This window comes from Kitasatospora sp. NPDC057518, assembly GCF_042802075.1.
In the GTDB taxonomy this organism is placed as follows: Bacteria; Actinomycetota; Actinomycetes; order Streptomycetales; family Streptomycetaceae; genus Kitasatospora.
The window spans coordinates 17,178-33,405 of record NZ_JBHVEU010000011.1 but is presented as its reverse complement, the minus strand read 5'-3'; the positions used below and the strand labels follow the sequence as shown (position 1 = coordinate 33,405).

15 protein-coding genes are annotated in these 16,228 nt (G+C 73.3%); 8 read left to right on the top strand and 7 right to left on the bottom strand.

What is annotated here, in order from left to right; genetic code table 11:
- The first annotated feature begins 18 nt into the window (after positions 1 to 18).
- The 7 genes from ACFU7Z_RS02350 to ACFU7Z_RS02320 all read left to right on the top strand — a co-directional run bounded on the left by ACFU7Z_RS02350 (position 19) and on the right by ACFU7Z_RS02320 (position 7,860).
- A complete protein-coding gene (locus ACFU7Z_RS02350) occupies positions 19 to 1,482 on the top strand; it encodes an aldehyde dehydrogenase (RefSeq protein ID WP_380775418.1) in 1,464 nt (487 codons plus the stop codon).
- Positions 1,475 to 2,413, top strand: coding sequence for a 3,4-dihydroxyphenylacetate 2,3-dioxygenase (locus ACFU7Z_RS02345; protein ID WP_049650718.1), 939 nt, complete (start codon positions 1,475 to 1,477; stop codon positions 2,411 to 2,413). Before ACFU7Z_RS02350 ends, ACFU7Z_RS02345 begins: the two co-directional genes overlap by 8 nt.
- Positions 2,414 to 2,425: 12 nt before the next feature.
- Entirely contained in the window at positions 2,426 to 3,271 is an 846-nt protein-coding gene (locus ACFU7Z_RS02340; protein WP_074005209.1) for a fumarylacetoacetate hydrolase family protein, read from the top strand.
- A gap of 27 nt (positions 3,272 to 3,298) precedes the next feature.
- Positions 3,299 to 3,916, top strand: coding sequence for a TetR/AcrR family transcriptional regulator (locus ACFU7Z_RS02335; RefSeq protein ID WP_074005210.1), 618 nt, complete (start codon positions 3,299 to 3,301; stop codon positions 3,914 to 3,916).
- Positions 3,917 to 4,056: 140 nt separating this feature from the next.
- Entirely contained in the window at positions 4,057 to 5,505 is a 1,449-nt protein-coding gene (locus ACFU7Z_RS02330; RefSeq protein ID WP_049650721.1) for an APC family permease, read from the top strand.
- Between the two features lie 136 nt (positions 5,506 to 5,641).
- On the top strand, positions 5,642 to 7,129 hold the full coding sequence (locus tag ACFU7Z_RS02325) for an aldehyde dehydrogenase (RefSeq protein ID WP_380775416.1): 1,488 nt from the start codon (positions 5,642 to 5,644) through the stop codon (positions 7,127 to 7,129).
- Complete coding sequence (locus tag ACFU7Z_RS02320; RefSeq protein ID WP_380775414.1) at positions 7,126 to 7,860, top strand: gamma-glutamyl-gamma-aminobutyrate hydrolase family protein; 735 nt, start codon at positions 7,126 to 7,128, stop codon at positions 7,858 to 7,860. The genes ACFU7Z_RS02325 and ACFU7Z_RS02320 overlap by 4 nt, the downstream gene beginning before the upstream one ends.
- Before the next feature lie 3 nt (positions 7,861 to 7,863).
- On the opposite strand, the gene ACFU7Z_RS02315 is transcribed toward ACFU7Z_RS02320, so the two are convergent.
- The 3 genes from ACFU7Z_RS02315 to ACFU7Z_RS02305 all read right to left on the bottom strand — a co-directional run bounded on the left by ACFU7Z_RS02315 (position 7,864) and on the right by ACFU7Z_RS02305 (position 9,842).
- Positions 7,864 to 8,436 carry a MarR family winged helix-turn-helix transcriptional regulator gene (locus tag ACFU7Z_RS02315; RefSeq protein WP_375877031.1) on the bottom strand — a complete coding sequence of 191 codons (573 nt, stop codon included), beginning with the start codon at positions 8,434 to 8,436 and terminating at the stop codon, positions 7,864 to 7,866.
- 147 nt (positions 8,437 to 8,583) lie between these two features.
- Positions 8,584 to 9,282, bottom strand: coding sequence for a hypothetical protein (locus ACFU7Z_RS02310; RefSeq protein WP_380775412.1), 699 nt, complete (start codon positions 9,280 to 9,282; stop codon positions 8,584 to 8,586).
- Positions 9,279 to 9,842, bottom strand: a complete 564-nt coding sequence (locus tag ACFU7Z_RS02305; protein ID WP_074005214.1) for an RNA polymerase sigma factor — start codon at positions 9,840 to 9,842, stop codon at positions 9,279 to 9,281. The genes ACFU7Z_RS02310 and ACFU7Z_RS02305 overlap by 4 nt, the downstream gene beginning before the upstream one ends.
- A gap of 315 nt (positions 9,843 to 10,157) precedes the next feature.
- On the opposite strand from ACFU7Z_RS02305, the gene ACFU7Z_RS02300 reads away from it, so the two are divergent.
- Positions 10,158 to 10,988, top strand: a complete 831-nt coding sequence (locus ACFU7Z_RS02300; RefSeq protein WP_380775410.1) for an SAM-dependent methyltransferase — start codon at positions 10,158 to 10,160, stop codon at positions 10,986 to 10,988.
- A 141-nt stretch (positions 10,989 to 11,129) separates the two neighbouring features.
- Here the strand turns inward: ACFU7Z_RS02300 and ACFU7Z_RS02295 are convergent, their stop codons facing one another.
- From ACFU7Z_RS02295 to ACFU7Z_RS02280, 4 genes are all read right to left on the bottom strand, one after another.
- Positions 11,130 to 11,909, bottom strand: a complete 780-nt coding sequence (locus ACFU7Z_RS02295; RefSeq protein ID WP_380775408.1) for a hypothetical protein — start codon at positions 11,907 to 11,909, stop codon at positions 11,130 to 11,132.
- 30 nt (positions 11,910 to 11,939) lie between these two features.
- Positions 11,940 to 13,139: a cytochrome P450 gene (locus ACFU7Z_RS02290; protein WP_380775405.1), complete on the bottom strand. Its 1,200-nt coding sequence runs from the start codon at positions 13,137 to 13,139 to the stop codon at positions 11,940 to 11,942.
- Positions 13,140 to 13,236: 97 nt separating this feature from the next.
- Positions 13,237 to 15,123 carry an amino acid adenylation domain-containing protein gene (locus tag ACFU7Z_RS02285; protein ID WP_380775403.1) on the bottom strand — a complete coding sequence of 629 codons (1,887 nt, stop codon included), beginning with the start codon at positions 15,121 to 15,123 and terminating at the stop codon, positions 13,237 to 13,239.
- 4 nt (positions 15,124 to 15,127) lie between these two features.
- On the bottom strand, positions 15,128 to 16,228 hold the full coding sequence (locus ACFU7Z_RS02280) for a Gfo/Idh/MocA family protein (RefSeq protein WP_380775401.1): 1,101 nt from the start codon (positions 16,226 to 16,228) through the stop codon (positions 15,128 to 15,130).

Genomic DNA, 16,228 nt, shown 5'->3' with positions numbered 1-16,228 from the left:
CACGAGGAAGCGCAGGACATGAGCGAACACACCACCACCGTCGCCGGGGTCGCCGTCGACACCCGGCACTGGATCGGCGGCGAACGCGTCGCCTCCGCCGGCACCTTCACCGACGTCTCGCCCGTCGACGGCGCCGTCCTCGGCGAGATCGCCCGGGGCACCGCGACGGAGGCCGCCGCCGCCGTCGCCGCCGCCAAGGCCGCCTTCCCCGCCTGGGCGGCCACCCCGCGCGAGGAGCGGGCCCGCCTCCTGCACGCCGTCGCCGACGGCGTGGAGCGCCGGCTGGAGGAGCTGGCCGTCGTGGAGACGGCCGACAACGGCGCCCTGCTGCGCTCGCACCGCCGCGGCGTCATGCCCCGGGTCGCCCACAACTTCCGCTTCTTCGCCGACTGGCTGCTGCGGCTCGGCCACGAGGACTTCGACACCCGCGGCCACACCAACCACGTCAGCTGGGACCCGGCCGGCCCCTGCGTGCTGATCACCCCCTGGAACGCCCCGCTGATGCTGGCCACCTGGAAGGTCGCCCCGGCCCTGGCGGCCGGGAACACGGTCGTCCTCAAGCCCGCCGAGTGGTCGCCGCTGACGGCCTCGCTGCTCGCCGGGATCGCCGCCGAGGCGGGGCTGCCGGCCGGCGTCCTCAACGTGGTGCAGGGGTACGGCTCCGAGATCGGCGACGCCCTCACCTCGCACCCGGACGTGCGCCGGATCAGCTTCACCGGGTCCGTGCCGACCGCCCGGCGGATCGCCGCGTCGGCCGCCGCCAACCTCACCCCGCTCAGCCTCGAACTGGGCGGCAAGTCCCCGCTGCTGGTCTTCGCCGACGCCGACCTGGACCTCGCCGTCGACCTCGCGGTGGAGCAGTACGACAACGCCGGCCAGGTCTGCCTGGCCGCCACCCGCCTCCTCGTCGAGGAGACGGTCGCCGAGGAGTTCACCCGGCGCTTCGTCGAGCGGGCCGCACGCCTCGTACAGGGCGACCCGCGCGACGAGGCGACCGACATCGGCCCCACCGTCCACCCCCGCCAGCTGGAGAAGATCGACGGCTTCGTCCGGCGGGCCGTCGCGGCCGGCGCCCGCACCGTGATCGGCGGCCGGCCCCGGGACGGCCGGTACTACGCGCCGACCCTGCTCACCGACGTCGCCCAGGACGCGGAGATCGTCCAGGAGGAGGTCTTCGGCCCCGTCCTGACCCTCCAGACCTTCGGCACCGAGGAGGAGGCCGTCCGGCTGGCCAACGACACCCGCTTCGGCCTGGCGGCCACCGTGGCCACCGGCGACCCGGAGCGCGCCCGCCGCGTCACCGCGCGGCTGGTGGCGGGCACCGTCTGGGTCAACTGCTTCTTCGTCCGGGACCTCCAGGCCCCGTTCGGCGGCTCCCGCCACTCGGGCGTCGGCCGCGAGGGCGGCACCTGGAGCTTCGACTTCTACTGCGACGTCAAGAACACCGTCACCTCGCCGAAGGGGTGGACCAGCCATGGGTGAGATCGTCGGGGCCGGCCTGCTGGCCCACGTGCCCACCATCGTGCTGCCCGAGGAGACCAGGCGCCGACTGAACGACGGCCGGGAGATCACCCTCGTCACCGGCCTGCGGCAGCTGCGCGAGGAGGTCTTCGAGCGCGCGGACTACGACACCGTCGTCGTCCTGGACTCCCACTGGGCGACCACCGTCGAGTTCGTGGTCACCGCCCAGCAGCGCCGGGCCGGGCTGTTCACCTCCGAGGAGCTGCCGCGCGGCATGTGCCGGATGCCGTACGACTTCCCCGGGGACCCCGAACTCGCCCACGCCATCGCCTCGTTCGCCGACCGGCACGGCACCTGGATCACCCCGGTCGACGACGCGTACCTGCCGATCTACTACGCCACCGTCAACCTGTGGAAGTTCCTCGGCGAGGGCCTGCCGGACAAGCGCTGGGTGACCATCGGCGTCTGCCAGACCGGCGACGCCGAGGACCACCTGCGGCTGGGCCGCGCCCTGGCCGACGGCATCGCCGCCACCCCGGGCCGGCGGGTGCTGCTGATCGCCTCCGGGGCCCTGTCCCACACCTTCTGGCCGCTGCGCGAGCTGCGCGACCACGAGTCCGGCGACCCGGCGCACATCTTCACCCCCGAGGCCCGGGCCGCCGACCGGGAACGGATCGCCTGGTTCAAGGAGGGCCGCCACGACCGGGTCCTCGACACCATGGACGAGTTCCGGCGCCACCGGCCCGAGGCCGGGTTCTCCCACTACCTGATGATGGCCGGCGCCCTCGGCGAACGGGCCTGCACCGCGACGGCGCGCCAGTACGGCGAGTACGAGAACGCGATCGGCACCGGCCAGGCCCACCTCTGGTTCGACCGCCCGCAGGGCGGCTGGACGGGCACCGGCCCGTCCGCCGCCTCGGCCGGCCCGCGCAACCCCCACAGCCTCCGCTAGAAAGGCCCCGCCATGCCCGAGTACCGCCGCATCCTGCTCGACGGCGCCGCCGTCCAGACCGTGCGCGAGGGCGACGACCTGGTGGCCGGCGACGGCCGGCGCGTCGCGGCCGAGGACGCCCACCACCTGCCGCCCGTCGTCCCCTCCAAGGTGATCGCCGTCCACCTCAACCACCGCAGCCGGGTGGAGGAGTTCCGGATCGGCCTGCCCGACAGCCCCACCTACTTCCACAAGCCGACCTCGGCGCTCAACTCCCACCGGGGCGCGGTCGTCCGCCCCGAGGGCTGCAAGTGGCTCAACTACGAGGGCGAGGTCGCCATCGTGATCGGCCGCACCGCGCGCAACGTCTCCCCGGCCGAGGCGGGGGAGTACATCGCCGGGTACACCGTGGCCAACGACTACGGCCTGCACGACTTCCGGGACACCGACGCCGGCTCCATGCTCCGGGTCAAGGGCTCCGACACCCTGTGCCCGCTCGGCCCCGGGCTGGTCACCGACTGGGACTTCCACGGCAAGCGACTGCGGACCTACGTCAACGGCGAGGTCGTCCAGGACGGCTCCACCGACGAGATGACCTGGGACATGCACTACCTCGTCGCCGATATCGCCCGCACCATCACCCTGTACCCCGGCGACGTGCTGCTGTCCGGCACCCCGGCCAACTCCCGGCCGGTGGCGCCCGGGGACCTCGTCGAGGTCGAGGTGGAGGGCCTCGGCCGGCTCGCCAACCGCATCGTCGCCGGGCCGACCCCGGTGCGCACCGACGTGGGGGCGCAGCCCACGGAGTCGGAGGAGGTGCTGTCCACCGCCCTGGGCGGGGACTGGGAGTTCCGCGGCATCCGGCCGCCGAAGCGCTGACCGGTGCGCGCCGGTAGGGTCGATCACATGACCGATCCCGTCAAGCCCACCACCGTCGAGCGCGGCCCCCGCAAGCGCGTGACGAACTACGGGACGGGACGGACGGCCCTGCTGGACGCCGCCGTGCGCGTGGTGGCCCGGGGCGGTCTGCGCAAGCTCACCTACCGGGCCGTCGCCCAGGAGGCCGGTGTCACCCACGGGCTCGTCGTGCACTACTTCGGTACGCGGGACGCGCTGATCGAGGAGGCGCTGACCCACGCCATCCGCTCCTCGCTGAGCGTCAGCGCGCTCGGCGTCGGCACCGGCCCCGCGGCCGACTTCGCCACCGGTCTCGTGGAGATGGTCGAGTCCGGTCCCGAGGTGCAGGCCTTCCAGTACGAGCTGCTGCTGGAGGCCCGCCGCCGGCCGGAGCTGCTGCCGCACCTGCGCGGCCTCTACGAGGAGTACTTCGAGGCCAGCCGGAGCGAGTTGGGCCGGATCCTGCCCGGCCCGGTGAGCCGTGGCATGTCCCGGCTGGTCTTCGCCGCGCTGGAGGGCCTGGTGCTGCACCAGCTGGTCTTCGGTGAGCGGGAGGCCACCGAGGAGGCGCTGGCGGAGCTCAGGGGCCTGCTGGCCGGGCTGGTCGAGGAGCCCGACGGGCGCTGACGCCGCGCCCTACCACCCCCTCTTTCCTGCTTCCCGACCCCTTGTCAAACGCATGGCGCCGCCCCACGATGAGGCAACTCGTTTGACCTGAAACGACCCTCTCCGGACTTTCCCCCACTTCGACCTGGCAGGTGATCCGTGTGGACAGTCGGACGACGTCCTCCGAACGGACCGAGCGGGACGCCCCCACCGCGGCCACGCTCAAACCCAACGCCCTGGGTGTCCTGGGCATCCTCTTCTTCGTCCTCTCCGGCCAGGCCCCGCTGACGGGCATCGCCGGCGCCGCCCCGATCTCGGTCGCCCTCGGCAACGGCTCCGGCACCCCCGCGGCCTACGTGGTGGCCGGGGCGGTGATCCTGCTCTTCTCCGTCGGGTTCATCGCCATGGGCCGGCACGTCGTGGACGCCGGAGCCTTCTACACGTACATCGGCACCGGCCTCGGCCGGGCCGCCGGCGCGGGCAGCGCGAGCGTCGCCCTGTTCGCCTACTGCGTCATCCAGGCGGCGATGTACGGCCTGTACGGCTCGATCGTCAGCGGGCTGGTCTCCGACCACACCCCGCTCCACCTCCCGTGGTGGGTCTACACCCTGGTCACCATGGCCGTGGTGCAGGCCCTCGGCGCCCTGGGCATCGAGATGGGCGCCCGGGTGCTGGCCGCGTTCGTCCTCGCCGAGTTCAGCATCCTGCTGGTCTTCGGCGTGGTCACCCTGGTCAAGGGCGGCGGGCCGGAAGGGCTCGGGGTGGCCGAGAGCTTCTCCCCGTCGGCCGCCCTCCAGGGCGCGCCGGGCGTCGCCGTGATGTTCGCCCTGGCCTCGATGTTCGGCTTCGAGGCCACCGCCATCTACGGCGAGGAGGCGAAGGAGCCCAAGAAGACCGTACCGAGGGCGACCTACCTCTCGGTGACCGTGGTCACCGTCTTCTTCGCCCTCACCTCGTGGATGCTGATCTCCGCGTACGGTGCCGCCAAGGCCCCCGCGGCGGCCGCCAAGGCGGTGGCCGCCGGAGACTCCGCCGGGTTCGTCTTCGCCCCCGTGGCCGACCTGTTCGGCGGCTGGATCGGCGGCGTCCTGCCGGTCCTGCTCGCCACCTCGCTGTTCGCCGGCGTCCTGACCTTCCACAACTCCGCCAGCCGGTACCTGTTCTGCCTCGGCCGGGACCGGCAGCTGCCCGCGCCGCTGTGCCGGCTGAACCGGCGGCACGCCCCGGCGGTCGCGGGCCGGGTGCAGACCGCCATCGCCGTCCTCCTGGTCGTGCCCTTCGCGCTGGCCGGCAAGGACCCGGTGCTCACCCTCTTCTCCTGGTTCAGCGGACTCGCCGTCCTGGCGATGATGCTGCTCTACCTGCTCACCTCGGTGTCCGTCGTGGTGTACTTCCGCCGCCGACGGGTCGACACCAGGCTGTGGAACACCGTGATCGCCCCCGTGCTGGGCGCGCTCGGCATCGCCGGTGCCATCTGGCTCATCCTGGCCAACTTCACCACCCTGATCGGCGGCGAGGCCGGTACCGCGCTGTGGCTCGTCCTGTCCGTGCCGGTCGTCATGGCGCTCGGCGTGGCCAACCAGCGCATCCGGCGCCGACGCACCGGCTGACGCGCCCCCGGTCGACGCCTTCCCCGGTCGACACCTTCCCCGGCTGGCGCTTTGCCCGGCTGGCGCTTTCCCCGGCGCGCGCCCGCAGGCAGGGCGCGCGCCACCCACCCCGCACCCACGTGCTCCGGAGGACCCGATGACCCTCGCCACCCACGACGACTGGCTGCGCCGGGCCGAGGCGCTGGAACCGGCCGTCACCCACCTGATCGACGGCGCCGACGAACCCGGCGACGGCGCGTTCCGCGTGGTGTCGCCCCGCGACGGCCGGGTGCTGGCCGAGGCCGCCGACGCCGGCCCGGCCGAGGTCGACGCGGCCGTCGCCGCCGCCCGCCGCGCCTTCGACCACGGCCCCTGGCCGCGGCTCTCCCCGGCCGACCGCGGACGGATCCTGCTGAGGTTCGCCGACCTCCTGGAGGAGCGGCGGACCGAACTGGCGCTCACCATCAGCCTGGAGATGGGCAAACCGGTCACCGACGCCCACGACATCGAACTGCGGGCCGTCATCACCACCTTCCGCTGGTACGGCGGGCTCGCCGACAAGCTCACCGACGAGTCCCCGCACACCGCGCCCGACGCCCTCGCCCTCGTCACCCGGGAGCCCGCCGGGGTCGTCGGCGCGGTCGTCCCGTGGAACTTCCCGCTCACCCTGGCCGGCTGGAAGATCGCCCCGGCCCTGGCCGCCGGCTGCACGGTCGTCCTCAAGCCCTCGGAGCACTCCCCGCTGTCCGCCCTGCTGCTCGGACGGATCGGCCTCGCGGCCGGGCTGCCGCCGGGCGTGCTCAACGTCGTGGCCGGCGACGGACCGGTGGCCGGCCGCGCCCTCGGCCTCCACCCCGACGTGGACGTCCTCGCCTTCACCGGCTCGACCGCCGTCGGACGCCACTTCCTGCGCTACTCCGCCGACTCCAACCTCAAGCGGGTCTGGCTGGAGCTGGGCGGCAAGTCGCCCAACATCGTCCTGCCCGACGCCCCCGACCTGGAGCGGGCCGCGGCCACCGCCGCCTGGGGCATCTTCTTCAACCAGGGAGAGATGTGCACCGCGCCCTCCCGGCTGCTGGTCCACCGCTCCGTCGCCGAGCAGGTCACCGAGGCCGTCGTGGCGCGCGCCCGCGCCCTGCGGGTGGGCGACCCCCTCGACCCGGCCACCGAGATGGGCGCCCTGGTCGGCGAGCACCACCTCGACCGGGTGCTCGGCCACGTCCGCACCGCCCTCGACGACGGCGCCCGCCTGCGCGCGGGCGGCGGGCGCACCCTGACCGGCACCGGCGGCTCCTACCTCGAACCGACCGTCTTCGACCGGGTCGCTCCCGACAGCAGGCTGGCCCGCGAGGAGGTCTTCGGCCCGGTGCTCTCCGTCCTCGCCTTCGACGACCTCGACGAGGCCGTCGCCCTCGCCAACGCCACCGAGTACGGCCTCGCGGCCGGCCTGTGGACCTCCGACCTGTCCACCGCCCACCGGGTCTCCCGCGCCCTCAGGGCCGGCACGGTCTGGGTCAACTGCTACGAGGAGGGCGACCTCACCGTGCCCTTCGGCGGCATGAAGCAGTCCGGCAACGGACGCGACAAGTCCGCCCACGCGCTGGAGAAGTACACCGAACTCAAGACCACCTGGATCCAGTTGTGACCCGTCGCCCGCCCACGGCCCGCCGCCCGCTGATCGCCGTGCCGGCCCGCTTCGCCGCCACCACCTCCGCGCTGCGGTACGCCGCGGAGGTCAACGCCCGCGCGCTGGTCGAGGCCGTCTGGCGGGCCGGCGGCGAGCCCGCCACCCTGCACCCGCACGCGCCCGGCGGCGCCGCCGACCCCGAGGAGGTCGCCGCCCGGCTCTCCCGCTTCGACGCGCTGCTGCTCCCCGGCGGCGGCGACCTGGCACCCCACCGCTACGGGGCGCCCGACGCCCACGAGGCCGTCTACGACGTGGACGAGGAGCAGGACGCGTTCGACCTGGAACTCGCCCGGCGGGCCCTCGCGAGCGGACTGCCGCTGCTGGCCGTCTGCCGCGGACTCCAGGTGGTCAACACGGTGCTCGGCGGCACCCTGCACCAGGACATGGGCGGCCCCGGACGGGACCACCGCCACCTGCGGCACCCCGTCCCGCTCGCGCCCGGCTCCGCGCTGGCCCGGATCACCGGCGCCGGGGAGGTCCGGGTGTCCTGCTACCACCACCAGCACGTGGACCGCCTCGGGGAGGGCCTGGCCGTCACCGCCCGGGCCGCCGACGGGACCGTCGAAGCCGTCGAACTCCCCGACTACGAGGGCTGGTTCGCCGCCGTGCAGTGGCACCCCGAGGACACCGCCCACGAGGACCCGGCCCAGCAGCGCCTCTTCGACGCCCTGGTGCGGGCCGCCGACTGAGTCCTACCGGCGGGCGCGCCGGCCGCTGCGGCGCGGGGCGGGCTCCTCGCCGTTCAGCAGCGAGCGGCGCCGCTCCTCGCCCGACTCCTCGACCTGGAGCACCACGCGCCGCAGCCCGTCGGCGAGGCCGACGCACTCCGCGTCGCTCAGCCGGCCGGTGACGAAGGACTCCTCCTCGTTGAACGCGGGGAACACCTCGCGCATGAACTCCTCGCCCTCCTCGGTGAGCGCGAGCAGCACCAGCCGTCCGTCGGTGGGGTGGTCGGTGCGCCGCAGCAGCCCGCGCGACTCCAGCGTGCGGGACACCCCGGTCAGCGTCCCCTTGGAGATCCCCGCCTCCTCGGCGACGTGCCGGGTCTCGGACTCGCCCCAGACCCACACCACCCACAGCACCACGAAGGCGGTCCAGGTCAGGTCCGAGCCCCGCAGCACGGAGTTCTCCAGGTGCTGCCGGACGGCGGACGCGGCCCGGTAGATGTTGGCCACCGCGGCCATCCGCTCCCGGCGGATCGGAATGCCGCCGAGCTTCGCCTGGACGAGCCGCTCCGCCTCGTTGATGGACCGCTGGCTGGGCACCGGTGCTCCCTCGTCTCGCCGTCACCGCATCGGACATGGCCTGCGCCGCCGGCACGGAGGTTTGGGCCCGTACCAGTGACTCAGGCATCTTAGATGGCCGGATCCGCCCACCTGCGGCGCGACCGCCCGGGCGGGGCGGGTCGGGGATCAGGCGCGAGCGGCGGGGGCGGAGGCGTGGGCGAGGTCGTCCACGAGGGTGGGGGAGGGCTGGGGGATCTCGCCGTGGTCCTCGTCGTCGGTGGCGACGGGCAGCTGGTGGACGACGGCGGCCACGCGCGGTGGCAGGCGCAGGGTCAGGCCGTCGTGGCAGGCGGCGAGGGTGTCGGCCCACACGGCGGGGGGGAGCGGCCGGCCGGGCCAGGGCGCGGGCGGCGCGGCCGGGTTACGGGCTTCGGCGGCGAGCTGGTCGGCCTGGTTGCGCCAGTAGTCGGCGTCGCGGAACTCGCCGCGGGCGGCGTGCAGGAAGGAGAGGCAGCTGGCGGCGGTCGTGCTGCCGCCGCCGGCGGCGAACTGCAGCCAGAACTGGCAGCCGTCGTCGTGTCCGGCGAGGTGGAGCAGTGCGGCCAGGACGAGCGCGCCGCCGGGGTGGATGCGGCGCCGGCTGTTGGTGAGGGCCTCCAGGGAGTCGGCGGCCTCGGGCTGGGCGATGATCAGGGTCGCGGCGAGGTCGAGTTCGTGGCGGGCCTGGAGGTGCTCGGCGCCCAGGGGGGCGCGGGCGCGGACGAGTCGGCGCAGGTCGGGACCGGACACGCCGTCGGGCAGCTCGACCGGTCCGTCGGGTCCGTCGCCGTTCCCGTCGTACCGGTCCCGGGGGGTGGCTGCCCGGCGGTCGTGTCCCCGTGTCACTGCATGTCCCCCATGGTGGTGTCGGTGCCGAGGAGGCGGCGGAGCTTGGCCAGGCCGTGGCTGGTGGTGGTGCGGGCGTTGGTCTCGGTGATGCCGAGGTAGGTGGCGATCGTCGGGTAGTCGATGTCCAGCATGTAGCGGAGCACGATCATGTCGTACTGGCGCTCCGGCAGCCGCAGGATCGCCTTGTAGAGCTCCTCGTAGTCGTTGTCGAGGTTCTCCAGGCTGACGCGGGCCAGGGCGTGGGCGCCTCGGATGGCGACGATCCAGTCCGGGACGACCGCGCTGGGCGGGGCCTGGCCGGCGCTCATCTCCCGGTCGGCGATGCACCGCTTGGCGATCATCCAGGCGTGGGCCTCGATGTCGGGCTGGCTCAGCGCGCCGAGCCAGTCCTGCCCCAGTTCCCGGCGGGTGCTGCGGACCGCCTGGTCGACGAGTTCCTGGTCGTGCAACCGGGCCCAGGCGACTCCGCGCCAGGTCTCTTCGCGGCTGTCGCAGAAAGCCTGGTAGGACAGCCGATGAGTGGGGCGCACGGCTGCCCACTCGTCGTCGCTGGTCAAATGATCCTCCTCGTCGCCCGTGCGGACGACGTTCGGCCGACCCGGGGGTCGGGAACGGTGGAGTCAGGTGGAGAACGGCCGTCCTCCGTACGGACATCCAATCGTCCTGAAAAGCCTGATGTGAAGGGGATCCCAAAAAGGTTTGTATGAACTGGCATGTGATGACTTGTCAGATGGTGATCAGTCACATGCGATCAGATATCGTCACGTTGAGCTGAACGATGGCCCGCGCAAGGGTTCGCCACGCCGCGCCACGGGTTGTGGCGCGCCGGCCTGCGGGCACGACATGACGCCGACGCAGGGGGACAACGCACCATGGCAGCAGAGCAGCACGACGACAGCGCCACTCCGCCGGGCGCCGAGGTCAACCTCGCCATCCACCGCCCGCACTCGGCGCGGATCTACGACTACTTCCTCGACGGCACGACCAACTTCCCCGCCGACCGGGAGGCCGCCGGGCACGCCCTCGCGGTCTTCCCCCAGGCCCGGTCGGCGGCCCGCGCCAACCGGACGTTCATGCACCGCGCCACCCGCGCGCTCGCCCGCGGCGGCGTGACCCAGTTCCTCGACATCGGCACCGGCATCCCGACCTCGCCCAACCTCCACGAGATCGCCCAGGGCATCGAACCGCGGGCCAGGATCGTCTACGCGGACAACGACCCCATCGTCCTCACCCACGCCCAGGCGCTCCTGCGCAGCAGCCCCGAAGGGCGGACCGCCTACGTCCAGGCCGACGTCCGGGACCCCGACGCCCTCCTGGACGCGGTCCGCGCCACCGGCGTCCTCGACTTCACCCGGCCGATCGCCCTGAGCCTCGTCGCCCTGCTCCACTTCGTCCCCGAGGGCGCCCACGAGATCGCCGAGACGCTCGGGAACGCGCTGCCGACCCGCGGTTCCGCCCTGGTGATCAGCCACTTCACCCCCGACTACGCCCCCCAGGACGCGGCCCGCATCGAGCAGGTCTACCGCGACAACGGCAACCCGGTCCGCGCCCGGGCCGCCGACGAGTTCGCCCGGTTCTTCACCGGCTGGGACATCCTCGCCCCCGGCATCACCTCCACCCCCCGCTGGCGCCCCGAACCGGACGCCCCGCACGTCAGCGACGCCGAGGCGTCCTGCCTCGCCGCCGTGGCCATCCGCCCCTGACCGGCCCCCGGCACCAGTCTGGCAGTCCGCCGCCCGCGGTGTGAAAGCCCGTCACGACGAATCGGCCCCGCTCACCGCGCGACCGCCCGTCGGGGAGGAGCGGTACGGCGGCGGCCCGGCCGCCGTACTGCTCCGGCCTCCCTACGTCCCCGGGGCGACCGGGCTGATGGTGTCGCCGATGTCGCCCAGGAGGAGGGTCGCCCGGTCCTCCGGGTCCACCGAGTAGAACCTCTCGTCGAGGACGCCCGACAGGTGGCCGACGTGGAGCGTCAACGAGACCTCCCGCCGCTCCGCGTACCGGGCCAGCGCGAGCGCCCCCTCGGCGGTCGCGTGGCAGGTGAAGACGTCGACGGCGGCGCCCGGCCGGGCCGTCAGGTGCATCACCGCCATGAGGGTCACTCCGCTGGCCACGACGCCGTCGACGACCACCAGCCGGTCGCTCCGGGCGGGAAGCCGGTGGTCGACGCCGACCAGCAGGCCGCCGGCCGCGGGCATGCGCTTGGCCTGCGGCGTCCAGCCCTGGTGGCGGGGCAGCACACCGAGCAGTTCGGCCAGGATCCGCCCCTCGCGTTCCGGTGCGACGACGACCGCCCCCGGGACGGACGCGGCGTCCGCCACCCGGACGGGCAGCATGCCGTAGATGTCGAGCAGGGCGCGGAGGTAGCGGCGGCGGTGCGCCTCCTGCTGCTCGGGGAGGTTGGCGACCGCCGTGACCACCGCCATCCGCTCGACCACGCCGGGGTGCTGGTCGGAGGCGACCCGTACGCTGTCCGGCAGTTCGCCCGGGGCGTGCAGGGACTCCAGCACCTGGGGGTCGAACCGCAGCAGGTGGGTGAAGCGGGTGTCGTGGTTCCGCTCGTACGTCTCCACCGTGCGCCGGGCGTCGGGGAGGAGAGCGTCTCTTCGCACGGTACGGGGCACTGGTGACCGGCCTCCTCGGATTGGCTTCCGCTAGTGGTTGTCGAGGCTCGGGACGAACGCGACCGGGAGCGAGTCGAACCCCCAGAGGAGGTTCGAGCGCAGGCGACGGACCGGCCCGGTGACCTCCACCGTCCGGACCCGCCGGGTGAGTTCCTGGAACAGTACGGTCAGTTCGAGCCTGGCGAGCGCCGCGCCGATGCAGTAGTGGTTGCCCACGATGAAACCCAGGTGGCGGTTGGGGGAGCGCTCGATGTCGAAGCGCTCCGGGTCGGCGAAGACCTCCTCGTCGCGGTTGGCCGACGGCAGCCAGGCCACGACGTGGTCGCCGGCGCGGACGGGCCGCCCGCCGAGTTCCACGTCCTCCCTGGCCGTGCGGAGGGAGTGCATGACCGGGGACGTGTAGCGGATGATCTCCTGGATCGCCGAGGGCATCAGGCCGGGGTCCGCCCGGAGCATCCGCCACTGCTCCGGGTCGCGGGCGAGGGCCAGCAGCCCGCCCACGGTGGCGTGCCGGGTCGTCTCGTTCCCGCCGGATATCAGGGCGTCGCAGTTGTAGAAGACCTCCTGTTCGGTCAGCGGCACCCCGTCGATCTCGCCGCACACCAGGGCGCTCAGGAGGTCGTCCCGCGGTTGCTTCCTCCGCCCCTCGGCCAGCTCCTGGAAGTAGCAGAGGATCTCGGTGTGCGCCTGGACCTTCCTGGCCTCCTCCGCCGCGTCGAGCGCGGTGGAGCTCCAGGCGAAGCGGGTCCGGTCGACCATGAACTCCCAGTCGGCCTCCGGGACCCCCATCAGGTCGCAGATGACCGAGACGGGCAGCGTCTGCGCGACGCGGGTGAACTCGCAGCCGCCCTCGGCCACCGCCTCCTCGATGGCGCGCGCGGCCGTCCGCCGCATGGTGGCTTCGAGCCGGTCGACCGTTCGGGGCGTGAACGCCGAGCTGACGACCTTGCGGATCCTGTCGTGCCGGGGAGGGTCGGTGACGTTGAGCATCCGGCCCGCCGCCGCGGCCAGCACCCGCGGGTCGGAGTCCAGCCGCATGCCGTTCTCGGAGCTGAACACCCGGGGGTCCGTCAGCACGTCCGTGCACAGGCGGTGCGTCATGACCGCCCAGAAGAACTCGCCGTTGGCCCGCTCGTTCCGGTACACCGGCTGCTCGGCGCGCAGCCGCGCCCACACCGGCTCCGGATCCGAGGTCTGGTAGAGCAGCGGATCCGACAGGTCGATGGTCATCCATGACTCCGGATGTCGGTGGAGGTGGGAGGTGGAGGTGGAAGTGGAGGTGGAAGTGGAAGTGGAAGTGGGGTGTGAACGGTCGGCGGGAGCGCGGTCAGAGCAGGGCGTCCGACACGGCCGCGGCGAGCCCCTCGATGGTCGGGGACTCGAACAGCACGCGGACCGGAAGGCTGACGTTCAGCCGCGCACGGATCCGGGTGATCAGGCCGGCGGCGAGCAGGGAGTGGCCGCCGAGCTGGAAGAAGTCGGCGTCCACGCTGATGTCGCGCCGGTCGAGGAGCTCCTCCCAGATGGCCGCCAGCGCGGCCTCGACCGGCGTGCGCGGAGCGGTGTACGCGGCGCCGGCGTCGGCGGATCCGGTGTCCACGGGGGAGGTGAGGGCGGCGCGGTCGATCTTCCCGTGCGGTGTCAGGGGCAGTTCCGCGAGGAAGCGGACGCCGGGGGGAACCATGTACCACGGCAGTCTCCGGCGGAGGAATCCGATCAACTCCCGCTCCGTCAGGGCCATGTGCGCGTTCACGACCGCGTGAAGGCGCAGGGCCGGGTTGTCCGGGTCGCTGTCGTCCAGCACCACGGCGCACGCCCGGACGGCGGGGTGTTCGCCGGCCACCGCCTCGATCTCGCCCGGCTCGACCCGGTAGCCGCGGATCTTCACCTGGTGGTCCCGGCGGCCGACGAACTCGATGCAGCCGTCGGCGTCCGACCGTGCCAGGTCCCCGGTGCGATAGAGGCGGCCTCCCGGCGCTCCGGGGAACGGGTCCGCCACGAAGCGCTCCGCGGTCAGGGCCGGCGCGTCGAGGTAGCCGATGGCCAGGCCCGCGCCGCCCAGGTACAGCTCGCCCACCGTGCCCGCCGGGACGGGGGCCAGGGACTCGTCGAGGATGTGGCACCGCACGTTCGCGACGGGGTGGCCGATGGGGACGGAGGAGAAGCGGTCCGGGCTCCAGTCGGCCCCCGGTTCGAAGACGGTCGAGGTGATGGTCGCCTCGGTCGGGCCGTAGACGTTGCACCAGCGGATCCGCTCGCCGACCCGTTCCCGCCAGGTCAGCAGGGCGTGGCGCGACGCCTGCTCGCCCGCCACGACCAGCAGACGGAGCGACGACTCCTCGGCCAGCCGGACCAGGCAGTCCTCTTCCCGCACCCAGCCGTGCCAGAAGGCGGTGGGGACACTGAGGAAGGTGGTCCCGGTGTCGATCACCTGCCGGGTGAGGGCGCGGTACGTCTGCCGGAGCGGGTCGCCGTCGAGGACCAGGGCGGCGCCGTGCAGGAGCGGCGGGAAGATCTCCTCGGCGGCGGCGTCGAAGCCGAGGGGCCGGCACTGCAGGACCCGGTCGCCCGGCCCGAACCGGAAGTGACGGTTCACCGCGGAGCTGTGGTTCGCGAGCGAGCGGTGACCGACCAGGACGCCTTTGGGCCTGCCGGTGGAGCCGGAACTGTAGATGACGTAGGCGGGGTCCGCTCCGGAGCCGGCTGAAGTGGAGCCGGCCGGTGGTTCGGTGGGCAGCGTGTCGAGGTGGGTCCGGACGTCGTCGAGGTCGACGATCCCGCCCCGGTAGTCGGCGAAGAGCGGGGTGAGGCCCTTCCGCGTCAGCAGGGTGGTGGCGCCGCTGTGCTCCAGGACGTACCGCAACCGCTCGACGGGGTAGTCGGGGTCGAGCGGGACGTAGGCGGCGCCGGCCCAGAGGATGCCGAACAGCGCGCTGATCAGGTGCGGCCCCCGCTCCAGGCAGATCCCGACGCGGTCCCCCGCGCCGGTCCCGCGGGCGAGCAGGAACCGGGCGAGCTGGTGGGACCTGTCGAGGAGCCGGCGGTAGGAGATCCGCCGGCCCTGCCAGAGCAGGGCCGGCGCCTCCGGTGTGCGCGCCACCTGTTCGGCGAACAGCCGGTGGAGGCGCGCCCCGGCGTCGGCCCGTGCTCCGGCGTCGGCCCGGGTCCCGGCGTCGGCCCGTGCTCCGTCGAGGTCGTGCGGGGAACCGCTCACGGCGCTACGGCCGTTCCGTTGCTGCCCGGACGATGTCGATCATCAGCCGGGTGTCCAGGAGCGCCTCGTGCGCGTTGGTGAGGGGCTGCGCTCCCGGCGCGCCGACGCACTCGTGGAAGTGCGCGAGCTGGGCCTTGAACGCCTCCTCGTAGGACCCCGTGACGGTCTCCTCCACGGCCGCCCCCCTGCCGACGCCCGGCCCCGCCGGTGCCTCGTCACGCCAGATCCGTACGGTCGACGGCGCGTTGGGCAGGAAGGGGTTGGAGATGTCCAGCATCACCGTGCGGTCCTCGCCCCAGACGGTGAGGCTCTCCTCGAACCGGCGGACCGAGGTGGACGAGCCCTGGAAGACGCACTGGAACCCGTCGGAGTACAGGAGCGAGGCGGTGAGCGTCGTGCCGTCCGGCGAGCAGTGCGCCTTGATGGAGGCCGGCGGCGCGGGGAAGGCGGCCCGGTAGACGTTCACGTCGTGGCTCCACACCCCGAACATGTCCATGTACGCTTCCAGCGCTTCGGGCGAGGCGGCGCCGAACTCCCGGGCGACCCGGCCGCGCCGCTCGTCCGGCCCCGCCGCCCCGTCGGGATCGCCGGGGCGGGTGATCCGGGACAGCTCGGGGATGATCCAGTTCCCGTACTCGGGGCCCACCACGATGTGGATCCTCGCCATGACGGGCCGGGTGATCCGCGCGATCTCCTCCAGTCCCCGCCGGACGCCGCTGTCGTACCGCTTCATGTAGCCCACCATGACCTTGGAGCCGGTGCGGTCGGCGGCGGCGATCACCTCCTCGGTCTCCGCGATCGTGTGGCCGAGGGGCTTCTCGGTGAACACGTGCTTGCCGTGCTCCAGGGCGGTGAGCACCGGTTCCCGGTGGTCGGTGGTGAGGACGAGGACCGCGTCCAGTTCGGGTGTCTTCGCCAGCATGTCCTCGACGGCCGCGTAGGCGTTCGGGACGTGGAAGCGCTCGGCCACCGACCGGGCCAGGTCGTAGGACCGGTCGCAGAGCGCCACGATGTCGAAGCGGTCGCGCAGCGCCGCCAGATACGGGAGGTGCACCAGCTGCGCGATCATCCCGCAGCCCACGACCCCCACACGGACACGTACCAT